At 71.1% G+C, this 23,528-nt stretch carries 17 protein-coding genes and 2 tRNA genes; 7 read left to right on the forward strand and 12 right to left on the reverse strand.

Annotated elements, in window-relative coordinates:
- Positions 1-48 precede the first annotated feature (48 nt).
- The 4 genes from CLV54_RS17615 to CLV54_RS15510 all read right to left on the reverse strand — a co-directional run bounded on the left by CLV54_RS17615 (position 49) and on the right by CLV54_RS15510 (position 2,674).
- A complete protein-coding gene (locus CLV54_RS17615; protein ID WP_157803019.1) occupies positions 49-225 on the reverse strand; it encodes a hypothetical protein in 177 nt (58 codons plus the stop codon).
- A 14-nt stretch (positions 226-239) separates the two neighbouring features.
- A tRNA-Met gene (locus CLV54_RS15500) sits at positions 240-313 on the reverse strand.
- Positions 314-346: 33 nt separating this feature from the next.
- Positions 347-418, reverse strand: a tRNA-Thr gene (locus CLV54_RS15505).
- 201 nt (positions 419-619) lie between these two features.
- A complete protein-coding gene (locus CLV54_RS15510; RefSeq protein ID WP_211294571.1) occupies positions 620-2,674 on the reverse strand; it encodes a glycoside hydrolase family 13 protein in 2,055 nt (684 codons plus the stop codon).
- Positions 2,675-2,983: 309 nt separating this feature from the next.
- On the opposite strand from CLV54_RS15510, the gene CLV54_RS15515 reads away from it, so the two are divergent.
- Positions 2,984-4,753 carry a glycoside hydrolase family 13 protein gene (locus tag CLV54_RS15515; protein WP_100345874.1) on the forward strand — a complete coding sequence of 590 codons (1,770 nt, stop codon included), beginning with the start codon at positions 2,984-2,986 and terminating at the stop codon, positions 4,751-4,753.
- 100 nt (positions 4,754-4,853) lie between these two features.
- Here CLV54_RS15515 and CLV54_RS18155 read toward each other — a convergent pair whose 3' ends face one another.
- Both CLV54_RS18155 and CLV54_RS15525 read right to left on the reverse strand, forming a co-directional pair.
- Positions 4,854-6,260, reverse strand: coding sequence for a M23 family metallopeptidase (locus CLV54_RS18155; RefSeq protein WP_100345875.1), 1,407 nt, complete (start codon positions 6,258-6,260; stop codon positions 4,854-4,856).
- A 150-nt stretch (positions 6,261-6,410) separates the two neighbouring features.
- Positions 6,411-7,232, reverse strand: coding sequence for an inositol monophosphatase family protein (locus CLV54_RS15525; RefSeq protein WP_170062013.1), 822 nt, complete (start codon positions 7,230-7,232; stop codon positions 6,411-6,413).
- A gap of 98 nt (positions 7,233-7,330) precedes the next feature.
- On the opposite strand from CLV54_RS15525, the gene CLV54_RS15530 reads away from it, so the two are divergent.
- Positions 7,331-8,278 (forward strand): D-2-hydroxyacid dehydrogenase family protein, encoded by a 948-nt coding sequence (locus tag CLV54_RS15530; protein ID WP_100345877.1) that lies wholly within the window; start codon positions 7,331-7,333, stop codon positions 8,276-8,278.
- Positions 8,279-8,339: 61 nt separating this feature from the next.
- Positions 8,340-9,335, forward strand: coding sequence for a LacI family DNA-binding transcriptional regulator (locus CLV54_RS15535; RefSeq protein WP_100345878.1), 996 nt, complete (start codon positions 8,340-8,342; stop codon positions 9,333-9,335).
- A 21-nt stretch (positions 9,336-9,356) separates the two neighbouring features.
- On the opposite strand, the gene CLV54_RS15540 is transcribed toward CLV54_RS15535, so the two are convergent.
- The 6 genes from CLV54_RS15540 to CLV54_RS15565 all read right to left on the reverse strand — a co-directional run bounded on the left by CLV54_RS15540 (position 9,357) and on the right by CLV54_RS15565 (position 17,025).
- On the reverse strand, positions 9,357-10,325 hold the full coding sequence (locus CLV54_RS15540; protein ID WP_100345879.1) for a carbohydrate ABC transporter permease: 969 nt from the start codon (positions 10,323-10,325) through the stop codon (positions 9,357-9,359).
- Positions 10,325-11,236 carry a carbohydrate ABC transporter permease gene (locus tag CLV54_RS15545; RefSeq protein ID WP_100345880.1) on the reverse strand — a complete coding sequence of 304 codons (912 nt, stop codon included), beginning with the start codon at positions 11,234-11,236 and terminating at the stop codon, positions 10,325-10,327. Before CLV54_RS15545 ends, CLV54_RS15540 begins: the two co-directional genes overlap by 1 nt.
- Before the next feature lie 89 nt (positions 11,237-11,325).
- The gene (locus CLV54_RS15550; RefSeq protein ID WP_100345881.1) at positions 11,326-12,624 is read right to left on the reverse strand and encodes an ABC transporter substrate-binding protein; all 1,299 of its coding nucleotides are present in this window, start codon (positions 12,622-12,624) and stop codon (positions 11,326-11,328) included.
- 315 nt (positions 12,625-12,939) lie between these two features.
- Positions 12,940-14,985 (reverse strand): beta-galactosidase, encoded by a 2,046-nt coding sequence (locus CLV54_RS15555; protein WP_245861769.1) that lies wholly within the window; start codon positions 14,983-14,985, stop codon positions 12,940-12,942.
- Position 14,986: 1 nt separating this feature from the next.
- Entirely contained in the window at positions 14,987-16,183 is a 1,197-nt protein-coding gene (locus CLV54_RS15560; RefSeq protein ID WP_100345882.1) for a Gfo/Idh/MocA family protein, read from the reverse strand.
- A complete protein-coding gene (locus tag CLV54_RS15565) occupies positions 16,180-17,025 on the reverse strand; it encodes a class I fructose-bisphosphate aldolase (protein WP_100345883.1) in 846 nt (281 codons plus the stop codon). Before CLV54_RS15565 ends, CLV54_RS15560 begins: the two co-directional genes overlap by 4 nt.
- 149 nt (positions 17,026-17,174) lie before the next feature.
- On the opposite strand from CLV54_RS15565, the gene CLV54_RS15570 reads away from it, so the two are divergent.
- From CLV54_RS15570 to CLV54_RS15585, 4 genes are read left to right on the forward strand one after another with little or no spacing between them, the layout of a single operon-like run.
- Positions 17,175-18,230, forward strand: coding sequence for a carbohydrate kinase family protein (locus CLV54_RS15570; protein ID WP_157803020.1), 1,056 nt, complete (start codon positions 17,175-17,177; stop codon positions 18,228-18,230).
- Positions 18,227-19,330, forward strand: a complete 1,104-nt coding sequence (locus CLV54_RS15575; RefSeq protein ID WP_157803021.1) for a class I mannose-6-phosphate isomerase — start codon at positions 18,227-18,229, stop codon at positions 19,328-19,330. The genes CLV54_RS15570 and CLV54_RS15575 overlap by 4 nt, the downstream gene beginning before the upstream one ends.
- A gap of 2 nt (positions 19,331-19,332) precedes the next feature.
- Positions 19,333-20,436 carry a DUF4432 family protein gene (locus CLV54_RS15580; RefSeq protein WP_157803022.1) on the forward strand — a complete coding sequence of 368 codons (1,104 nt, stop codon included), beginning with the start codon at positions 19,333-19,335 and terminating at the stop codon, positions 20,434-20,436.
- Positions 20,433-23,351 (forward strand): FAD-binding and (Fe-S)-binding domain-containing protein, encoded by a 2,919-nt coding sequence (locus CLV54_RS15585; RefSeq protein ID WP_100345886.1) that lies wholly within the window; start codon positions 20,433-20,435, stop codon positions 23,349-23,351. Before CLV54_RS15580 ends, CLV54_RS15585 begins: the two co-directional genes overlap by 4 nt.
- Positions 23,352-23,528: the final 177 nt, after the last annotated feature.

Raw genomic sequence — 23,528 nt, forward strand, 5'->3', positions numbered from 1 at the left:
TCGGTCGTGCGGCGCCTGTCAGTCGCCCCAGCTCATACCCCAACTACCCTAGGGAACGGCGACCGCCTCGGCGGCCGGGTGGCCCTGCAGCAGCGTCCGCCCGTCGAGGTGCGCGGCGGCAGACCGCGAACGCCACGAGCATCCCGGCAGTGCGCCGGAAAGCCAGGCCGAAACGACAAGGCCAACACTCACGAGCTCAATGTCAGGCGTGACGACCTTGTGCATCCTCGTGCATTCTGTAGCGGGAGCGGGACTTGAACCCGCGACACCACGATTATGAGCCGTGTGCTCTAACCACCTGAGCTACCCCGCCGCGACCGACGTACCTATTCAATACGGAAGCCGGAGCCCCCTGTGGGAATCGGACCCACTACCTCTTCCTTACCAAGGAAGTGCTCTACCAATGAGCTAAGGGGGCGTGACCATCTGCCCCGCACGCGGGCGCATTTTGGCACCAGTAGAGAATAGCATCTGCGACGAGGCCTCCCGAACCGCATGACGCCCGCGGTCGCCGCCGCCTCCGCATCCCGTCGCGAGTCGCGCCAAACCGTTGCTCACCCGCGCAGAACGAACGATTTGGCGCGACTCGCGGCGGCGCGCAGAGGGGAGACAGGGCGACTCAGGCGAGGGCGAGGATGGTGCCCTCGGGCGCGAACGGGGGCAGCGTGACGCCGGGCAGCGACCAGGCCGTGAACGACGGGCCCTCGCCCGTGAGGCGCAGGGCGGGCGAGGCGGGGGCGTCGTCCGCGGCGGCGAGCAGGGGGCGGTGCGGCTCGGCGAGTGCGAGGAGTGCGTCGCCGATGAGGCGGGTGTCGGCATCCGCCGTCAGTCTGCCGTGCTCGTCGACGGCGAGGCTGCCCACGCCCGGGCCTGCGGCGGCAGCCGAGCCCGCACGCACACCGTCACCCGCGACCCTGCCGCCCTCCGTGCCGAGCGCGACCGAGCCGGCCGGCAGCACGACCGAGAAGGCGGCCCGCGCGGCCACGACGAGCACGCTCTCCTCGGCGCTCTCGCGCACGAAGACGAGCACGTCGTCGCTCGCGTGCAGCCAGCGGATGCCGCCGCCGTTCAGTGCCGGATGGGAGCGCCGCACGGCGATGGTGCGCGAGTACAGCTCGATCGTCGACGCGGATGCCGCGACATCCGCCCAGGGAAGCGGCGTGCGCGACGCCTCGCCGTCCTCCCCCGTGAGGCCGAACTCGTCGCCCGCGAAGATGACGGGGATGCCGGGCAGCGTCGCCGCGAGCCCGAACGCGACGGGCACGGCACCCGGCAGAGCGCTCGTGAGGAACCGCGGGGTGTCGTGCGTGTCGAGCGCGTTCATGGTGGAGAGCCGGGTGCGCCACGGCAGCCCCGCAGCGAAGGCCCGGTGCGCCTCGAGCAGCTGTGCGCCCGTGAAGGCGGGAACGGCGCTCAACGCGAAGCCGATGCCGCCCTCCGCGCGCGAGCCGGGCTCCGACAGCCAGCTCCACACCGGGCGGGTGAAGTTCGCGTAGGTCATGGCGCCGTGCCAGGCGTCGCCGTCGAAGTCGCCGGCGGGGTCGTTGGTCGACTCGCCGAGCAGGATCGTGTTCGGGTTGACGGCGATCATCGTGCGGCGGATGGTCTGGCGCACCTCGCGGTTGAGATCCTCATCGAGGTAGCGGCCGGTCATGTTGGAGACGTCGATGCGCCAGCCGTCGAGCGAGTAGGGGGCGCCGAGCCAGCGCGCCACCACCGAGTCGGGGCCGTCGATGAAGCGACGGCGCAGCTCGCGGGAGTTCCAGTTGAACTTGGGCAGGCTGGGCACTCCGAGCCAGGAGACGTACTGGGTGTGGGCGTCGTCGAGCCAGTAGAAGAACTCGCTCTCCGGGGCATCCGGGTCTCCGTAGGCCGCGCGGAACCACTCGTGACCGTCGCCGCAGTGGTTCGTCGTGAGGTCGCCGATGACCTTCAGCCCGCGCTCGTGGGCGGCCTCGACGAGGCGCACGAGGGCGTCGTCGCCACCCAGCAGAGGGTCGACCTCGGTGAAGCTCGACGCGTCGTAGCGGTGGTTCGACCGGGCGGGGAACACCGGCGTGAGGTAGAGCAGGTTCGCCCCGAGCCGCTCCAGGTGGTCGAGGTGCTCGCGCACGCCGTCGAGGTCGCCGCCGTAGAACTGCTGCGACCGGCCCGGCGGGATGACGTCGACGGGGTCGCCCCACTCGGCGGCGATCGCCCAGTCGGGGGTCGGATGCGCGTCGGCCGCCGCCGAGCGCGCGAACCGGTCGGGGAACACCTGGTAGAGCACGCTCGAGCGCGCCCACTCCGGTGCGGCCGGGTAGGCGGCGAGCACGAAGTCGTCGACGTCGCGCGTCTCGGTCGTGTGCGTTCCCGTCGCGTTGACCCAGAGCTGCACCTCGTTCTCGAGCATCACGTGGAAGCGGTAGCGGTGCACGGGGTTCTCGACCTCGATCTCCGCCTCCCACCACTGCCAGCCGTCGACGGAGGCGATGAGGGATGCCACGGCGAAACGCGGCTCGTGGTCGGGATTCGATCGGGTGTGCACGGAGCGCACCGCGCCGATCCGCTCCGGGGTGCGCAGCCGCACGCGCACGAGGCCGCCGAGCACGGGGGCCTGATCGGAGACGTACAGCTCCGATCCGTCGTGGTGCGGCAGCAGGGGGTCGATGTGGTCGAGCGAGGCGTGGTGCATGGGGCTCCTGACGACTGGAGGACGGTGCGGATCGGCTCGGCGGCGAACTCGGGGCGAACTCGACGACGGCCTCGACGACGGCCCCGGCGGCGGCCCCACGGCAGTGCCGAACGGGGCCGCCCGACGGCGCTGCTCGGCGATGCAACTCAACCTAGCGCGTGCAAGGCAGCCACCGCCCCACTCAAAACGACGGACTTGTGCACTGTGTGAGCGCTCAACACCCTCTTCCTCTCCCGTTTTCCTCAGAATTTCCGTCGTTTTGAGAAAAGGAGAAAGGGGGGTTTCGGGGGATGCCGTAACGTGGCGCACATGACGATCGAGGACATCCCCGACTACGACGCGCCCACCGAGACGGAGACCGAGACGCTCGACGCCGTCATCACGGGCGACGAATGGTGGCGCACGGCCGTGATCTATCAGATCTACCCGCGCTCCTTCGCCGACGGCAACGGCGACGGGCTCGGCGATCTGGAGGGCATCACCCACCGTCTGCCCGCACTCGCGCATCTCGGCATCGACGCGATCTGGCTGTCGCCGTTCTTCACCTCCCCTCAGCACGACGCCGGCTACGACGTCGCCGACTACTGCGACGTCGACCCGATCTTCGGCACCCTCGCCGACTTCGACAGGATGCTGGCCGCCGCCCACGATCTCGGCATCCGGGTGATCGTCGACCTCGTGCCCAACCACTCCTCGAGCGACCACGTCTGGTTCCAGGAGGCCCTCGCGGCACCGGAGGGCAGCGCCGAGCGCGCCCGGTACATGTTCCGCGACGGCCGCGGCGGGAGCGGCGAGCTGCCGCCCAACAACTGGGAGTCCGTCTTCGGCGGCCCCGCCTGGACCAGGGTGACCCGCCCCGACGGCACCCCCGGTCAGTGGTACCTGCACCTCTTCGACGTCTCGCAGCCCGACTTCGACTGGAACAACGAGTGGGTGCGCGAGCAGTTCCGCGGCGTGCTGCGCTTCTGGCTCGACCGCGGCGTCGACGGTTTCCGGGTGGATGTCGCGCACGGCCTCATCAAAGCGGAGGGCCTGCCCGACTACACGCCGCCCGCCGAGGGCGGCAGTATGGGCGGCGGAATCCCCGACCTCTCGGGCGGCGCCGAGCTCGAGCCTCAGATCAGCTCGAAGGAGCCGCCGCTGCCGCCGTACTGGGCGCAGGACGGCGTGCACGAGATCTACCGCGACTGGCACGAAGTGCTCGCCGAGTACGAGGGCGACCGGGTGCTGTGCGCCGAGGCCTGGGTGGAGCCGCTCGCCAAGCTCGCCCGGTGGGTGCGCCCCGACGAGATGCACCAGGCCTTCAACTTCTCCTACCTCGAGACACCGTGGGATGCCGGGGCCCTCCGCGAGGTCATCGACGAGTCGATCGCCGCCTTCGCCACGGTGGGCGCGCCGAGCACCTGGGTGCTCTCCAACCACGACGTCGTGCGTCACGCGAGCCGTCTCGCGCTCACGGCCGAGAACCTGCAGGGCCACGGCGTGGGGCCGAACACCCCCGGCAAGCCCGACCCCGTGGTGGGGTTGCGCCGGGCGCGTGCCGCGACATCCCTCATGCTCGCCCTGCCCGGCAGCGCCTACATCTACCAGGGCGAGGAGCTCGGCCTGCCCGAGGTCATCGACCTGCCCGACGCCGCCCGCCAAGACCCCACCTGGTTCCGCAGCAACGGCGAGCGCTACGGCCGCGACGGATGCCGCGTGCCGATCCCCTGGGAGTCGGCAGCGCCGTCGTACGGCTTCGGCCCCAGCTCCGCGAGCTGGCTGCCGCAGCCGGGCGAGTGGGCCTCGTACGCGCGCGACGAGCAGACCGGCGTGCCCGGCTCGACGCTCGAGCTGTACCGCCTGGCGCTCGAGGTGCGCCGCGAGCTGGGGCTCGGCTGGAGCGAGCTCGAGTGGCTTCCCGACTACCCGCGGGATGTCGTGGCCTTCCGCACGGGAGACCTCACCGTCATCGCGAACCTGGGCTCCGTGCTCGTCGAGCTGCCCGCGGGCGGCGAGGTCGTGCTCGCCTCGAGCGACCTGGACGGCGCGGCCCTGCCCGCCGACACGACGGTCTGGCTGCTGGGCGTCGAGGAGTAGCTCCCCGCTCCTCCTCCCGCATGTGGGTATGGGGTCGTTCGGCAGACTCCTGCATGTGGGAGAGGGAGTGACGCTGAACGAGAGCGGAGCGAGCCGCGAGCTAGTTCGTGTTGGCGAAGAGCCAGGGCAGCGGGTCGACCTGCTCGGTGCCGTTCAGCCGGATCTCGAAGTGCAGGTGCGGGCCCGTCGACATACCGGTCGAGCCGACCTTGCCGATGACCTGGGCGACCTTGACCGGGTCGCCCTCCTTGACGGTGACCGAGCCGTGCTGCATGTGCGCGTAGACGCTCGAGACGAGCTGGCCGTCGATCATGTGGTCGATGATGACGTGCACGCCGAGGCTGCCCTCGCCGTCTTCGACGTAGCGCACGACCCCGTCGGCGATCGCCTGGATGGGGGCGCCGTTGCCGGGGTTGAAGTCCTGGCCCCTGTGGTCGGACGAGCAGCCGGCGCAGTCGCGGTAGCCGAAGCGGTCGCCGATGTGCACGCCGACCGCGAAAGGCCACTGGATGGTGCCGTTGGGGTCGTTGGTGAAGTCGCTCGCCATGCGGATGCCGGTCGCCGCAGCGATCTCGGCGACCGAGCTCGACTCGTAGCCGTCGCGCTGCACGGCGAGATTGTCGGTTCCCGTGACGTCGAGGCGCTGGGCCGGCTCCGAGGAGGTGGACTGCTTGGCGGTCGCGGCGACGGCCGCCTGGGCCTGCACGTCTTGGGGGGTGAGCAGGGCGTCGGCGGGCACGGAGGTCGCGACCGCGATCGCGCCGACGAAGAGCATGGCGGTGATGCTGAGGGTCTTGGCGGCCACCCGGCGTCTGCGGGAGGGGCGAGGGGCGGCCTTGGCCGAGGATCGGCCGGCGGGGTGAGTGCCCGCGTCGGCGACGTGGTTCTCGACCCGGCTCGTCGCGGTGTTCCCCGCGGCGGTGTTCCCCGCGCCATGGCCGGCCGTTGCGCCGTCGGCGGGGCGACCGGTGCTCGTGTGCTCGCCGCCGGCGGTGGAGTCGGCGCCCATGAGGTCGGCGACGGTGGAGTCGGGGGCGGGGGTGTCGGCACCGAGGTCGTCCGCGGCCCGTGAAGCGGCGACCGTCTCCGAGACGGATGCCGGCGCAGCCGCAGCACGGGCGGCACGTCGGCCGGATCGCGCCTGACCGGCCTCGATGCGCCCGGCCTCGGCGGCGGCGAGCGTCGCGAGCACCTCGGCGATCGGATCGGAGAGCGCGCTGCCGGCGGGAGCGTCTGCGGCCCCGGCCGGGACGGCGAACCCGGCGACGACGGCCTCGGTCGCGTCGGATACGGGAGCGGCGAGCTGAGGGGCGGCGGGCTCCGGGGCGGCGGCCTCGGCGCGCGACGCTGCAGGCGCCGGGATCGGCGTGCTCGCGGCATCCGCCGGCTGATCGCGCGCACCCGCGCCGACCGCGAAGACAGCCGCCTGCGCTGCCCGTTCGCGCTCACGCAGCTCGCGTCGGGTGAGAGCAACCGGGGTCGCCTGAGGATCCGTTGCTCCAGGCACGGACGTGCCTGAGGAGAGTGGATCGAGGCTCAAAACGGGGGGTCTCCGGCTACTGCATACGGGGGTGGCGTGTCACCGAACGGGGGAATTCGATGATAACGAATAGATAAAGGCTAACGACATTTCTCTGAAAACGCCATGGGAGCTCCCCTATCGGGGCACAACGCCGAGCTCGACGAGAGCCCGCTCGAGCTCATCGAAGACGCCGGGGCCCGCCCCGAGCAGCAGCTCTTTTCCGGCCGGCCGACCCTGAAAACCGGTGATCCGGGCGCCCGCCTCGCTCGCGATGAGGGCCCCCGCCGCGATGTCCCAGGGGTTGAGCCCGCTCTCGTAATACGCGTCGAGCCGGCCTGCGGCGAGCGAGCAGAGGTCGAGCGCCGCCGAGCCGATACGACGGATGTCGCGCACCTGGGAGATGAGTCCCTCGACGACCTCCGCCTGCCGGGTGCGCTTCTCGGCGCTGTAGCCGAAACCGGTGCCGACGAGCGCGAGCGACAGCTCGGATCGCTCGGACACACGCAGCGGCCGGTCGCCGAGGAAAGCCCCGCCGCCCCGGCTCGCCGAGAACATCTCGTCGAGCACCGGGTTGTAGACGGCGCCGGCGAGCGCCGTCCAGCTCGCCGGGTCGGGCTCGCCCTCGACGACGGCGATGCTCACGGCGTAGGCCGGGATGTCGTAGAGGTAGTTGACGGTGCCGTCGATGGGGTCGACGACCCAGGTGAGGCCGCTCGTGCCGCCCGTGGCCTCCGACTCCTCGCCGAGAAAGCCGTCGTGGGGGCGCAGCTGCGCGAGGCGGGCCCTGATCAGGTCTTCCGATTCGCGATCGGCGAAGGTCACGACGTCCTCCGGCGACGACTTGGATGCCGCGACCTCGACCCCCTCGTCGCGCCGCCGCCTCACGAGGGCACCCGCCTCCCGTGCGATCGTCGTTGCGATGGCGAGCAGTTCTGCGGGGTTCACGGCGGTAGTCACCTCTCGAGCCTAGCGAGGGGCGGTCGGCGGGCGAGAGCGCGAGTAGTTTGGACGCACAGAGTTCAATCGCCGGCTCGGCCGTCGGAAGGGAGCCCGTCGTGGATCGTCCGGAGGAGTTCGCGGTCGCCGTGCTCGACGACTATCAGGATGTCGCGCTCACGAGCGCCGACTGGTCCCCCCTCGACGGCCGAGCCGCCGTCACCGTGCTGAACCGGCACATCGGCGACGAGCACGAGCTCGTCGCCGCACTGCAGGGTTTCGACGCCGTCTGCGTGATGCGCGAGCGCACCCCGCTCCCCCGGCGGGTGCTGGAGAGACTGCCGCGGCTGCGCCTGATCTGCTCGACGGGCCGCAGCAACGCCTCGATCGACCTCGCGGCGGCAGCCGGGCTCGGCATCGAGGTCGCGAACACCGGGGCGGCGGGGCAGGGCCCTCTCGAGCTGAGCTGGGCGCTGCTGCTCGCCGCCGTGCGGAGGCTCCCCGTCGAGCTCGGCAGCCTGCGGGCCGGCGGCTGGCAGCAGACCGTGGGCGGCGATCTGGCGGGATCGACGATCGGGCTCCTGGGGCTCGGCCGGATCGGCGGGCAGATGGCGGCCGTCGCGAACGCCTTCGGCATGGAGGTCATCGCCTGGAGCCCGCACCTCGACGAGCAGGCCGCCCGCGAGCGCGGCGCCCGGTTCGTCGACAAGGCGACCCTGTTCCGTGAGAGCGACGTCGTGAGCATCCATCTCGTGCTCGCCGAGAGCACGCGCGGCATCGTCGGGCGCACGGAGCTGGAGTCGATGAAACCGACCGCCTACCTGGTGAACACCTCGCGTGGTCCGCTCGTCGACGAGGCCGCGCTCATCGAGGTGCTCGAGCGCCGGGCGATCGCCGGTGCGGCGCTCGACGTCTACGACACCGAGCCGCTGCCCGCGGGACATCCCTTCCGAACCCTCGACGACGTCGTGGCGACGGGCCACATCGGTTTCGTGACGCAGAGCTCGTACCGCGCCTTCTACGGGGGCACCGTCGCGAACCTCGTGGAGTGGCTCGACCGGGCCTGACCCCTGCGTTCGCCGCGTCGAGGCCGTCGGTAGGATGGTGAGTCCCAGCAGAGGGAGAACGATGTCTCACAGCCCCACGATGAACGATGTGGCCCGAGTGGCGCAGGTCGCGCTCAAGACGGTGTCCCGCTACGTCAACGGGGCGACGAACATCGATCCCGTCCTCTCCGACCGGATCGCCGCCGCGATCGAGGAGCTGGGCTACCGCCGCAATCTCGCCGCCGCGAGCATCCGCCCGGGCTGGACGAGCAAGATGGTCGGCCTCATCGTCAGCGACCTCGCGAACCCCTACTACTCGGTGCTCGCGCGCGCGATCGAGGAGGAGCTCGGCCAGGCCGGCTACATGCTCATCGTCGCGAGCTCGGAGGAGGACGGCGGCCGTCACGACCGGCTCGTCGACCGGCTCATCGAGCAGCGGGTCGACGGCCTCATCATCGTGCCTCCGCAGCACGCCGGCCGCGACTGGGCGTCCATCCCCCCGCCCATCCCGCCGATCGTGTTCCTCGACCGCCCGGGCAGCCACGTGGCCGCCGACACCGTGCTCACCCAGAATGTGGAGGGCGCAGCCACCGCCACGAAGGCGCTGCTCGACACGGGCGCGAAGAACGTCGCGTTCGTCGGCGACTCCCTCGAGATCTTCACCATCCGCGAGCGCTACCGCGGCTACGAGCAGGCGCTCATCGAGCGCGGCCTCGAGCCCGACCCGCGGCTGCGCTTCGACACGGCCCACTCCAGCGAGCAGGCCACGATCGCCGTCGACGCGATCCTCGCCGACGGAACCGCCGACGCGGTGTTCGCCGCGAACAACCGCGCGTCGATCGGCGCGCTGCTCTCCTTCAACGCCCACGACCGCCACCTGCCGCTGATCGGCTTCGACGACTTCGAGGCGGCGCCTCTGAGCTCGCCCCCCGTCTCCGTCGTCGGCCCCGACATGGAGCGCATGGGCAAGGATGCCGCGGTGCTGCTGCTCGCGCGCCTGCGAGGCACCGACGCGCCCTTCGCCGAGCACGTGCTCTCGGCCGACCTCATCCTCCGCGGCTCGGAGCGGGCTCGCTAGAGCGCCCCGGCTCCTGCGGCGCTACTTCTCCGAGCCGGCCGTGAGCCCCTTGCTCCAGAAGCCCTGCAGCGACAGGAACATGATCACGATCGGCACGACCGAGACCAGGGCCCCCGTCACGACAGTGATGTAGGAGACCGGGAAGCCGTCCATGTCGCGCCAGTTGATCAGCCCGACCGTCACCGGCTGCAGGGCGTTGCCCGCGAGCATGAGCGACGGCAGCAGGTAGTTGGTCCAGATGGCGACGAACTGGAAGAGGAAGATCGTCACCATCGCGGGCGCCATGATCCGCGTGCCCATCGCGAAGATGCGGAACTCCCGTGCCCCGTCGATGCGCCCAGCCTCGATGAGGGAGTCGGGCACCGAGGAGGCCGCGTAGATCCGCGCGAGGTAGACGCCGAACGGGCTCACGATGCTCGGGATGAACACCGCCCAGAAGGTGTTGATGACACCGGTCGAGCTGAAGAGCAGGTACAGCGGCACGGCGAGGATGGGCGCCGGCAGCAGCACGGCGGCGAGCACGGTGCCGAACACGGCCTCGCGCCCGGGGAAGTCGAACTTCGCGAGGGCGTACCCGCACATGACCGACAGCAGGGTGGACACGGCACCACCCACCCCGGCGTACAGGAGCGAGTTCAGCAGCCAGCGGGAGAAGATGCCGTCTTGCGTCGTGAACAGGGTGCCGATGTTCTCGACGAGGTCGAAGCTGTCGCCGAACCAGAAGCCGTTGCCGGTGAAGAGCTCGCCACCCGGCTTCGTGGCGCTCACCACGAGCCACCACACGGGCAGCAGCGAGTAGACGGCGAAGATGATCATCACGGCGAGCACGAGGAGGCGCGACGCCGGGCTCACCCGTTCGAAGGCGCTGTAGCCGCGACCGACCCGGCCGCCGCCCTTGCGGGAGTCGGGCGCCGTGCGCGTGGTCGCGGCATCCGCTCGTATGGATGTCTCGGCGGGATCGGTCGCGATCGTGGAGGTCGGGGTGGGCATCAGTCGACTCGCTTCGCAGAGGCACGGAACACGAACACGGAGAGCAGGCAGACGATCGCGCCGAGGATGACGGAGAGCGTCGCCGCATAGTTGAAGTCGTTCGCCGAGAGCCATTTGACGGCCATCATGATCGGCGTGTAGTCGGAGGGCAGGTTCGGTGCGATCGACCGCATCGTCACCGGCTCGTTGAACAGCTGCGCCGTGCCGATGATCGAGAACACGAGGGTCAACAGCAGGGCCGGGCGGATGAGCGGGACCTTGATGCGCAGGGCGGCACGCCAGCCGGAGCATCCGTCGATCGCCGCGGCCTCCATGACCTCGTTGGGGATCGACTGGAGCGCCGAGTAGAGCAGCACCATGTTGTAGCCGGTCCAGGCCCAGGTCATGATGTTCGCGATCGAGAACGGGAGCATCGCATCGGAGACGAAGGAGATGTCGATGCCCAGGCCCGCCGCGAACTGCACGACGGGGCTCAGCGTCGGGGCGTAGAGGAACGACCAGACGAGGGCCGCGATCACGCCGGGGAGGCCGTAGGGCACGAAGTAGCCGAGGCGGAAGAACCGCTTGGCGATCGCCACCCGCGAGTCGAGCAGCAGCGCGAGACCGAGGGCGATCACGAGCATGAGCGGCACCTGGATGATGCCGATGAAGAAGACCCGCCCGAGCGAGGCGATGAAGGCGGGATCGGTGAACGCCCGCACATAGTTGTCGAAGCCGACGAAGCCCAGCTGCGCGCCGCCGAGGCCGAGGCCCTCGCGGTGGGCGCCGAAGAAGCTCTGCACCACCGAGTACACCGTCGGGATCAGGTAGATGACGATGAACAGCAGGAGGAAGGGCAGGACGAAGGGTGCCGCCCTCAGGAGGTTCCGGCGGCGGGTGCTGGACCGCCGGATGGTGGACGCGTTGTGCATGTTCTCTCTCGTCGTCGACAGGGACACGGATCGCCGTGGTGGGAGGGGATGCCCGGGAGCAGGCCGCATGCCTGCTCCCGGGCACTCGACTATTCTGCGACCGCGAAGCCCTGGGACTTCAACGCGTCGACGCTCGCCGCCTGCGCGCCCGCCAGGGCGTCGGCGTAGGTGCCGCTTCCTGCGGCGACCTTGCCGAGGCCGTCGGCGATGCTCGGCGCGGTCACCGACATGACCGGGCCCCACTGCCAGCCCGGGGCGACCTTGGCGGCCTCGTCACGGAACACCTGGTAGATCGGCTGCCCGCCGTAGTACTCGACCGGCTCGTCGAGGGCGGGGTTCTCGAGGCCCTGGTTCGACGCGGGCAGGATCGCCGCGGCCTCGATCAGGTTCGACACGGAATCCTCGTTGGTCGACATCCAGAGCGCGAACTCGGTCGCCTCCTTCGGGTGTTCGCAGTCCTTCATGACTGCGGTCGACGAACCGCCGGAGTTGCCGACGAGGTCGTCCGTTCCCCAGCGGGGCATCGGGGCGACGGCCCACGAGCCCGACGAGGCCGCCGAGTTGTCGCGGATGAGCGAGGCCGACCAGACCGGCCCGACCTCGGCCCAGACCTGGCCGTTGCTCCACGCCGAGTAGAGCGCGGCGTCGAAGGAGGGGTACGCCGTCACGAGGTCGGCGTCTTTGAGCCCCTGCCAGTACGCGCCGACCTCCTGGTTGGCGGCGTCGTCGATCCCGACCGTCCAGGCGTCGTCGTCGGTGCCGAACCAGGACGCCTCGGCCTGCCAGGCGAAGCCCGAGTAGAGGTAGGCGTCGGTCGGCAGGTTCATGATCCGGGCGTTCGGGTCGTAGGCGACGATCTGCTTGGCGGCCTCGGTGAACTCCTCCCAGGTCGTCGGAACGGCGATGCCGGCCTTCTCGAAGAGGTCCTTGCGGTAGAAGGTGCCCATGGGGGCGGTGTCGACGGGCACGCCGTAGACATCCCCGTTGATGCCGACGTTCTCCCAGACCCAGTCGGCGAAGTCTCCGCGCGAGTCTGCGACGTAGTCGTTGATGTTCTGCAGCGCATCGGCGGCGAGGAACGTCTGGAACGTCTCGTAGCCGATCTGCGCCAGGCACGGCGCCGTGCCGGCGTTGGCCGCGTTCAGGAGCTTGTCGTAGTTCGAGCCGTCTTCGTAGGTGACCTGGATGTCGGGGTGCGACTCGTTCCACAACTCCACGGAGTCGCCGTAGCCGGCCGCCCAGCCCCAGAAGCTGAGCTCGACGGGCGCGCCGTCGCTGCTGCCGCCGCTCTCGCCGGGGTTCGTGGAGCATCCGGCCAGGGCCAGTGCGCTGACCACGATCGCGGCACCGACGGCCGCGACGCGTTTCTTGCTGCGTTGGATTCTCATGTGTCCTCTTGGTTCCTCATTGAACTGCTCCGCCGAGCGGAGCACTCAGGTACAAGTCCCGCGAACCGGGTTCTCGATTAGTCTAGACAACGTTGTCCCACAATTCCAGTCCATCCGGAAATATCATTTCGGACGCGGCATGCATCGCCCGGCGAGGCTATCCGACGCAGCACAAGGCCCTACTCAAAACGACGGACTTTTGCGCTTTGTGAGCGCTCAACATCCCTCTTACTCGCCTTTTTCCCGGAAATCTCCGTCGTTTTGAGTTTGAGATGGGCCGATCGGCGTCGGCGGTCACTCCGGCGCCGCCCAGGGTCAGCTCGCGCGGCGGATGACCCGCACCCCGGCCGCGGGCACGGTGACGGCGTGCTCGTGCACCGAGCCGTCGAGCAGGTCCGTTCCCTCGTAGCCGACCACGGCATCCGCGGCGGTGTGGTTGATGAGGAAGGCGTACTCGGCCGAGCCGGACCGCCGGACGACGGCCTCGACCCCTTCGGGCGCCTCGATCTCGGGCTCGACGCCCGCGGCATCCGCGGCCGCCCGCACGACGGCACAGACGCCCGCGTCGTCGAGGCCTGCGCTCACGTACCAGGCGCCGCCCTCGCCGCGGCCCACGCGGGTGACGGCCGGCTCGCCCGCGAACTCGCCGGAGGAGTAGCTCGCGACCGCCTCGGCGTCGTCGAGGAAGACCTCCTCGTGCCACCTGGTCGCGGTCGACGCCCAGCCGGGGCCCGCGACATCCACCGAGTCGCCGTCCATCAGGGGTGCGAACTCCTCGACGTGCAGGCCGAGCAGCTCGCGGAAGGCGCCCGGATAGCCGCCGAGGCGCACCTGGTCGTGCTCGTCGACGATGCCCGAGAAGTAGGTGATGACCACCTGGGCGCCGTTCTCGGCCGCGCGGCGCAGCCTCTCGACGGCCTCGTCGGTCACGAGATGCAGGAGCGGCACGACGATGAGCGTGTACCCGCTCAGATCGGCGAGCGGCGAGACGACGTCGACCGTGAGGTGCTGCTTCCACAGGGCCCGGTACCAGGCGAGTGAGGTCTCGGGGTACGAGAGGCCGTTGTGCGGGTGCGAGTCGAGCTCGCTCGCCCACCAGGCCTCCTCCGAGAAGATGAGCGCGCAGTCGGCGGTGACCGTGCTGCCGGCCAGCTCGCCGAGCGCGCGGAGGTCGGCGCCGAGCGCCGTCACCTCGTGGAAGAGCCTGCTGCCGCTGCCGGCGTGCGGGAGCATGGCCGAGTGGAACCGCTCCGCGCCGCCTCGGGCAGCCCGCCACTGGAAGAAGCACACGGTGTCGGAGCCACGAGCGACGTGGGCGAGGGCGTTGCGGCGCAGCTGCCCACGCGTCTTCGCCGTGTTGACCGGGCGCCAGCTGACGGCGCTCGGCGAGGTCTCCATGAGCATCCACGGGCGGCCCGGCGACATGCCGCGCGTGCGGTCGGCCGACCAGGCGAGCTCGATCTGGGGATCGGCGCCGAGGCTCAGGTAGTGGTCGTTGGAGACGATGTCGATCTCGCTCGACCACGCCGTGTAGTCCATGTTCTTGGCGACGTCGAAGAGGATGAAGTTCGTGGTGATCGGCACCTCGGGCGTGATCCGCCGCAGCACCCCGACCTCCGCGCGCAGCTGCGCCTGCAGCTGGGCCGAGCTGAACCGGTCGAAGTCGAGCTGCTGAGCGGGGTTCGGCTCCGTCCAGGCGAGCCGGGGCGGCAGGATCTCGCTCCAGTCGCCGTAGCGCTGGCTCCAGACCGCGGTGAGCCAGGCGGCGTTGAGCGCCTCGATCGTTCCGTACCGCTCGCGCAGCCATTCGCGGAAGGCCGCCGCGCTCACATCGCTGTAGCAGCGGGAGTTGTGCCCGCCGAGCTCGTTCGAGACGTGCCACAGCGCGAGGGCGGGGTGCTGCGCGTAGCGGTTGGCCAGCTGCTCGACGAGCCGCAGCGAGTACTCGCGATAGACCGGCGATGAGGGCGACCAGGCCTGCCGCCCGCCGATCGAGATCGTGTGGCCCTCGCGGTCGACGGGCAAGACCTCCGGATGCAGCGTGGTCAGCCACGGCGGCGGTGACGCGGTCGCCGTGGCGAGGTCGACGGCGATCTCGTTCTCGTGCAGCAGGTCGAGGATGCGGTCGAGCCAGCCGAACTCCCAGCGGTCGGGCGCGGGCTGCAGCATCGACCACGAGAACACGCCGACCGTCACGAGGTTGACCCCGGCCTCGCGCATGAGCCGCACGTCGTCGGCCCAGACCTCCTCGTCCCACTGCTCGGGGTTGTAGTCGCCGCCGTAGGCGAGAGGCTCGCCGCCGAAGCGGTCGACGACGTTCTGAGGCCAGCGGATCCGGCTCGTGTCCATGGGGGTGCTCATCTCAGAGGGTGACGACGGGGAGATCGTCGGCCGGGAGGTCGACGGCGGTCCTGGTGGTGTGCGAGCGGATGGCCGCCGCATAGATGTTATGCGTGAGCGCGGCCTCCTGCGGGGTGACCGTGCCGAAGCGCTCGCCCAGGAGCCCTTCGCGCTCGGCGAGGAACGCCGCCCACATCTGCAGGATCGTGTCCGAGAAGCCCGACTCGAAGTTCGGCCCCGTGACGGTGGGCCAGACCGACTGGCTGCCGGCGTCGATCTGCTGCCAGATCTGCTCGCGGCCGCCGCCCGGGATGTCGCGCACGGTGAAGACCTCGACGAGCTTGGGGTTCTTGGTGCTGAACCGCACCCCGCCGTCGAGGCCGAGCGCCTCGAACTCCCAGGTGTTCTTCTGGCCGGGATCGATCCGCTTCGTCTCGGTCGTGAGCGGGAAGAGCACGCCGTCGTGACGGCTCCAGCTGTGCAGCACGGCGTTGTCCCAGGTGTCGCAGGGCACGAGGGCGCCGTCCGGGCCGGGGCGCTCCGTGACGATGTTCTGCAGCACGCCGTAGACCGACTCGGGGGCCCAGCCGAGCCGCAGGGGCACGTGCCAGGTGTGCATTCCGAGGTCGTTGAGCACACCGGCATCCCCGCAGAACTCGTTCTGCCGTTTCCAGTTGACGGGCTTGTTCACATCGAGGTCGCTCGAGTGCAGGAAGCTGTTGCGGGCCTCGACGATCGTGCCGAGCGCGCCGGAGCGGATGTAGTCGATCGCGAGCTGCGCGCCGGGGAAGAAGGGCATCTCGCTCGAGCAGCGCACGAAGCTCTGCGGGTGCTCGGCGATCGCGGCGAGCACGGCCTGCGCGGCATCCCCGTCGATGCCGAACGGCTTCTCGGCGAGGAGGCTCTTGCCCGCGCGGATGACGTCGCCGTAGATCTGCTCGTGCAGGTCGTGGCGCACGGCCACGTAGACGACGTCGATGCCCTCGTCGGCGAGCAGCTCGTGGTAGTCGGTGGTCTTCAGCACGACGGTGTCGATCTCGTCGAACCAGTCGAGTGCGGCCGGGTTGATGTCGCAGACGGCCGTCAGCCGGGGGCGCACGGGGTGGTCGATGAGGGCGGGCCAGCGCTGGATCGCCGCGGCGATCTCGCGGCCCATGAGGCCCCCGCCGATGATGGCGACATTGACAAGCCTGGCCGTCTTGGCGGTCGCGGCGGTCATGACGCGCTCCCTTCGACGATCGCGAGCGCCTCGTCGACCGAGGCCCCGGTGTGCAGCACGGCCATGAGCGCGGCCGTGATGCCGGCGGGCTTGGAGTGCTGCACGACGTTGCGCCCGTAGACGATGCCGCTCGCGCCCTGCTCGAGCACGGCGGCTGTGCGCTCGAGCAGCGTGCGGTCGTCGACCCGGCCGCCGCCGCGCACGAGCAGCGGAACGTCGCCCGCGACCTCGATGACCCTGTGGTAGTCGGCGATGTCGTCGGTGGGGTCGGCCTTGATGAGGTCGGCGCCGAGCTCCTTCGCCTGCCGCACGAGGGTCACGATCTTGGCGGTGTCGCCGTCGACCATGTAGCCGCCGCCCGCCTTCGCGTTGTCCTGCATCACGAGCGGCTCGATCATGAGCGGCATCCCGTAGCGCGTGGCCTGCTCGCGCAGGGCCATGATCGAGCGGATGTTGGCCTCGCGGATCTCCGGGCGCCCGGGCAGGTGCATGAGGTTCGCGCAGACCGCGACGGCATCGAGCCGCACGGCCTCTTCGATCGCCTGCGGGAAGTGGTGGCTGAAGATGTGCTCGTCGAGCGGGTTGCCGTAGACGTTGGCGACGTCGGTGCGCAGCACGAGGGCCGGCTTCGCCTTGCCGGGCACGCTCTGCAGCAGGCGCGCCTGGCCGAGGGTGAGCTGGATCGCGTCGGGATTCGCCCGCACGAGGGCGTCGACGACGCTCCCCATGTTCTCGATGCCCGTGAGGAAGGAGGGCTCCCCGAAGAGGCCGTGGTCGACGGCGACATCGAGCGCGCGCCCCGATCCGGGGTTGAAGAGCCTGTTGAGGCGGTAGAGCGACATTTTCGCGAACTCCTAGCGATGTGGATTCCAGAGCGCCCGATGTTTCCCGAGCACGTGCCGTGTGTCAGAATAGCGAGTGTAAGACAACGTTGTCTAGCCAAGACACCGGGGCGATCGGCCCCCGGCGAAGGCCAGGAAAGGAAACCCGCGTGCACAGCGTCGCCATCGCAGGACATGTATGCGTCGACATCAGCCCCGGAATGGAGGCGTCGACGCGGATCGAGCCCGGCAAGCTCTTCGAGGTCGGCCCGCTCCGCCTGGAGCTGGGCGGATGCGTCGCCAACACGGGCGGCGATCTCGCCGACCTGGGGATGCCGGTGCACGTTCACACGACCGTCGGCGACGACGACCTCGGCCGGCTCGTGAGCGCTCGCCTCGCCGCCCGCCCCGGGATCACCGGAACCCCCCTCGTGGCCGCCGGAGCCTCGACCTCGTACAGTCTCGTGCTCGAGACCCCCGGCGCCGACCGCACCTTCTGGCACCACGTCGGCGCCAACCACCGCTTCGACGGCACCGGCGTCGACCTCGCCGCGATCGACCTGCTGCACCTCGGCTACCCGCCGCTGCTGCCCGGGCTGCTCGTGAACGGCGGGGCGCCGCTCGCCGAGCTGCTCGCCCGGGCGCGAGCGGCGGGGGTCACGACATCCGTCGACCTCGCCGTCGTCGACCGCGACTCGGAGACCGGCTCCCTCGACTGGGAGCGGATCCTGCGCTCGGCGATGGCTCATACCGACATCGTGAGCCCGAGCCTCGACGACCTCACCTCGGCGCTCGGGATCGACGAGCCGCCGAGCGACGAGCTCGTCGACCGGCTCGCCGAGCTGCTGCTCGACTGGGGCGCCGCGATCGTCGCCATCTCCGCCGGCTCACGGGGCCTGTGGCTGCGCACGGCGTCGGCGTCACGGCTCGCAGCCGCGGGCCGGGCGCTCGCCGACGACGCCGAGCAGTGGGCCGGCATCCGGATGCACCGTCCGCCCGTCGAGGTGAGCGTGCAGAGCACGACCAACGGGGCGGGGGACGCCTCCACCGCCGGCCTGCTGTACGCCATCGCGGCCGGTGCCGGACCCGTGCCCGCGAGCGGTCTCGCGACCGCCTGCTCCGCCGCGATCATCGCCGGCGAACGAACCACCCCGGAGACGATCACCGCGCTCCGGCCTGAACTCGGCGACCTCGTCGCCACGACCACGGGAGCGAGCCTCGTATGACCGACCAGACCGAGATGGCTCAGCCGCAGACGGCGCCCGCCGAGACCGCGACGGGCGAGGCGGCGCCGCATCCTGAGGCGGCGCTGCACCCCATCAGGCTCTCCGCCAACCAGCCGACCGGCCGCTTCTACCGCGGCGGCGCCCGCATCGCGGCCTTCCGCAACGCGGGGGCAGCCGTCGAGTACACCCCCGAGGACTGGGTGGCCTCGACCACGAGCGTGCGCGGCCAGGGCACGACCGGGCAGACCAGGCTCGAGAGCGGCGAGCTGCTCGCCGACGCCATCGAGCGCTCCCCCCGGGCCTGGCTCGGCGACGCGCACCTCGACGCCTTCGGCGTCGACACGATGCTGCTCGTCAAGCTGCTCGACGCGGGCCAGCGCCTGCCCGTCCACGCGCACCCGGGCCGTGAGTTCGCGCTCAGCCATCTGGGCAGCGCGCGCGGCAAGGCCGAGGCGTGGTACCTCCTGAACCCGGGAACCGTGCACCTCGGCCTCACCCGCGATGTCTCCATCGCCGAGCTGCGCGCCCTCGTGGACGCACAGGACGTCGAGGGCATGCTCGGGATCATGCACGAGGTCGCCGTCGAGGCGCACCAGACCGTCTTCGTGCCGCCCGGTGTGCTGCACGCGATCGGCGAGGGCATCCTGCTCGCCGAGGTGCAGGAGCCGCAAGACCTCTCGATCCTGCTCGAGTGGCGCGACTTCGAGCTCGACGGCGAGAACGACGGCCACCTCGACCTCGGCTTCGACGCCGCGCTCACGGCCGTCGAGACCCGGGCGCGCACGCGGGCGCAGATCGACGCGCTCATCGGCCCGGCCGGGCACGACGGCGACTGCCTGCCCGGCGAGGCCCACCGCTACTTCCAGCTCGAACGTCTCACCGTCGACGGCGAGACCCTGGTGGCCGCCGGCTACGCCGTGCTCATCACGGTGGCGGGCGCCGTGGACGTCGTCGAGGCCGACGGCGCGGGCACCCCGGCCGAGGCGGGCGCGACCGTGGTGCTCCCCCACTCCGCCGGCGCCGTCATCCTGCGAGGCGAGGGCGTTGTGCTCGTCGCCCGGCCGCCGGCGCCCGCGTCGGCGCCCGGAACGAGGCCGTGACCGTGGCCGAGCCGGTGAGAGACGCGGTATCCGCCCACGTCGCCGCCCCCGAGCCCGATGCGCGCTCCGGCCGCACTCCGACCGACTACGGCGCCCTCCTGCGTCGGGGTCTCTACGGCCGCGACACCCCGCTCGCCTCCGTGACCGACCGCCTGGGCGTCCCCGGCACGGCGGACCCCGCCCGCGTCCTGCACGCACGGGTCGCCGACGGCCTCGATGTCGAGGTGCTCCCGGGGCGCGGCTTCGACATCGGCGACGCCTACCACCGCGGAACCCCGCTCTCCTGGTTCTCGCCGGTGGCCGACACGCGCCCCCTCGACAGCCCCCGCGGCGAGGAGTGGCTGCGGCGCTTCACGGGCGGGCTCCTGACCACCTGCGGCCTCGGCAACATCGGCCCGGCGCGCGAGGGCGACGGGATGCAGGGTGGCGAGGGGATGCACGGACGCGCGAGCCACACGCCCGCCACCGGCATCCGCCACCGCACCGGCGCTCGCGACGGCGAGACGGCCGTGACCCTCGAGGCGACCATCGACTCGATCGAGCTCTTCGGCCCCTCGCTGCGGATGGAGCGCACGATCGAGTCGGCCGTGGACGCCCACGGGGTCGCGCGGCTGCACGTGCGCGACGTCGTCGAGAACATCGGCGCCCTCGGCGCGCCCCTCAGCCTGCTCTACCACCTGAACCTCGGGGCGCCGCTCGTCGTGCCCGGCACGACGGTGCGGGTGCCCGGCGCGAGCGCGCGGCCCCGGGAGCCGCACGTCGAGATCCCGGATGCCGCGACGCTCCCCCCGCCGTGCGACACGATCGTCGACGCCGTCTTCGAGCACGCGCATCCGCACCTCGACGCGGAGGGCTTCGCCCACGCCTCGGTCACGCAGCCGGGCGGCGGGATGCGGCTCGACGTCGCGTGGTCGGCGGTGACGCTGCCACGGCTCTACCAATGGGTCTTCCCCACCCGCGGCCGCTGGGCCCTCGCCCTCGAGCCGGCGACCGCGCCGCTCTTCGGGCCCGGCCGCGACGAGCCGCACGCCGGAGCACCGCTGCTCGCGCCCGGCGAACGACGCCGGCACGAGCTGCGGATCACGATCGCCGGGGCCGGGGCATGACGAAGAGGTCCGCGCCGCGACTCGTCGATGCCCTCGGCGCCCCCGGCGCCCGGCTCGATCACGCCCTGCTCGGCGAGGGCGTCACGGTGTCGCAGCGCGCCATCGACCGTCTCGCGATGGCCCACGACGCCTCGCACTACCTGCTCGTCCCCGAGGTCGTGCTCACCCCGCGCGACGCGCACGACGTCGCCCGGATCTTCCGCGCCAGCCACGCGAGCGGGCGGCCCGTCACCTTCCGCTCGGGCGGCACGAGCCTCTCGGGGCAGGGCGTCTCGAGCGGCATCCTCGTCGACACCCGCAAGAACTTCCGCAGCGTGCGCGTGCTCGACGGCGGCGCACGGGCCCGCGTGCAGCCGGGGGCCACCGTGCGCATCACGAACGCCCACCTCGCACGGCACGGGCGCAAGCTCGGCCCCGACCCGGCGAGCGAGATCGCCTGCACGATCGGCGGGGTCATCGCCAACAACTCGAGCGGCATGGCCTGCGGCATCGAGCAGAACAGCTACCGCACGGTCGAGTCGCTCGTGCTCGTGCTGCCCAGCGGAACCGTCGTCGACACCGCGCATCCGGATGCCGACCGGCTCCTGCTCGAGCGCGAGCCGGAGCTGCATCGCGGGCTCGCCGAGCTGCGGCGACGGGTGATCGCCTCGGATGCTGCGGTCGCCCGCATCCGAGCGCAGTTCTCGATGAAGAACACGATGGGCTACGGGCTCAACTCGCTTCTCGACTTCGACTCCCCCGTGCAGATGCTCGCCCACCTGGCCATCGGCAGCGAGGGCACCCTCGCGTTCGTGGCCGAGGCCACCTTCCGCACGGTCGAGGTGCTGCCGTGCGTCTCGACCGGCCTGCTCGTCTTCCCGACCCTGAACGACGCGACGGCGGCCCTGCCGGCTCTCGTCGACGCCGGCCTCGCGACCATCGAGCTCATGGACGCCCAGTCGCTGCGGGTCGCCCGCAGCCAGCCCGACGCGCCCGAGCCCCTCGCGGCGCTCGACGTCACCGGCCACGCGGCCCTGCTCATCGAGTTCCACGCGGCCGACGATGAGGCGCTCGCGCGGGCGCAGGAGCGCTGCGCGGAGCTCTTCGCCGCCCTGCCCCTCAGCACGCCGCTGGCCCTCACGACCGACCCCGTCGAGCGGGCCGCGCTCTGGCATGTGCGCAAAGGCCTCTACACGACCGTGGCCGGCGCCCGACCCTCCGGCACGACGGCCCTGCTCGAAGACGTCGTCGTGCCGGTCGAGCGGCTGCTGCACACCTGCGAGCGACTCATCGAGCTCTTCGAGCAGCACGGCTACGAGGGCAGCGTGATCTTCGGCCATGCGAAAGACGGCAACATCCACTTCATGCTCAACGAGCGCTTCGACGAGCCCGGGCGTCTCGACCGCTACGAGCGCTTCACCGAGGACATGGTCGAGCTCGTGCTCGCCCAGGGCGGCTCGCTCAAGGCCGAGCACGGCACCGGGCGCATCATGGCCCCCTTCGTGCGCCGCCAGTACGGCGACGAGCTCTACGAGGCGATGCTCGAGATCAAGAGGCTGTGCGACCCGACCGGCCTGCTCAACCCGGGCGTCGTGCTCTCCGACGAGCCGAGGTCGTACCTGCAGAACCTGAAGACCGTGCCCACGGTCGAGGCCGAGGTCGACCGCTGCGTCGAATGCGGCTACTGCGAGCCCACCTGCCCCAGCAAGAACCTCACGCTCACGCCCCGCCAGAGGATCGTCGTGCGCCGGGAGATGCGCACGGCGGAGGCGGCGGGCGACACCGCGCTGCTCGCCGAGCTGACCGCGGACTACGGCTACGACGGCGTCGACACCTGCGCCGTCGACGGGCTGTGCGCCGTGGCCTGCCCGGTCGGCATCAACACGGGCGACCTCGTGCGCCGCCTGCGCGTGCAGAGCAGCGGCGCCGTCGAGGGCGCGGTGTGGGAGGCGGCCGCGAAGACCTGGAATCCCGTCACGAGGATCGGAGGCCTGGCGCTGACCGTGGCGAAGGCGGTGCCGGCGCCACTCGTGACCGGGGTGACCCGGGTGGGGCGCGCGCTGCTCGGCGACGAGACCGTTCCGCTCTACGACGCGGCGCTGCCGGGCGGCGGGTCGGCGCGCCCGCGCGGCACGCGCCCGCGTCGGCGGGACACGGCGTCGGATGCCGCGGCGCGACCCGACTCGCCGGCCGCCGTCTCGCCGGCGGACGCCGCGGACGCCGTGTTCTTCGCCGCCTGCATCGGCACCATGTTCGGGCCGGAGGGGAGCTCGCTCGGCGCCGCCGAGGCCTTCCGCCGCCTCTGCGAGCGGGCCGGGATCACCCTCGCGATCCCCGAGAGCCCGGGCAGCCTCTGCTGCGGAACCCCGTGGAAGTCGAAGGGGCACCTGGGCGGCTATCGGCACATGTCCGAGACCGTGCTGCCGTCGCTCGTCGCGGCGAGCGGCTCGGGGCGGCTGCCGATCGTGTGCGACGCGGCATCCTGCACCGAAGGGCTCGAGACGATGCACTCGCTCGCCGTCGCGGCGGGAGGGGGCGACGAGCTGCGGTTCGTCGACTCGGTGCAGTTCGTGCAGGAGCGGATCCTGCCGCGCCTGGCCGTGACACGCCCGCTCGGCTCGATCGCGGTGCACCACAGCTGCTCGACGACGACCCTCGGCGCCAACCCCGCCATGGACGAGATCGCCCGCTTCGTCGCCGACGACGTGCACCTGCCCGTCGACTGGGGATGCTGCGCCTTCGCGGGCGACAGGGGGCTGCTGCATCCCGAGCTCACCGCGTCGGCGACGGCAACCGAGGCCGCAGAGCTGGGCGAGCGCGAGTTCGACGCCTACGTGTCGGCGAACCGCACCTGCGAGCTGGGGATGACGCGGGCCACCGCTCGCCCGTACCGGCACATCCTCGAGGTGCTCGAAGAGGCCACCCGCCCGCTCTAGGTGTACTGACCCGGATCGTTGTTGACGTAGGAGAGACCTCCGAGGTCGAGTTGGAGCTGTCTAGGTTCCCTCGATCCCACGGAGGTCTCTCGTGTCTCACGCTAATGCCCGGCTGGCTCCGGCCGGCAGGTTGATCATGGTCCAACGCATCGGGTCGGGGCGAGCGGTCGCTCACGT

This window comes from Compostimonas suwonensis (assembly GCF_002797855.1).
In the GTDB taxonomy this organism is placed as follows: Bacteria; Actinomycetota; Actinomycetes; order Actinomycetales; family Microbacteriaceae; genus Compostimonas; species Compostimonas suwonensis.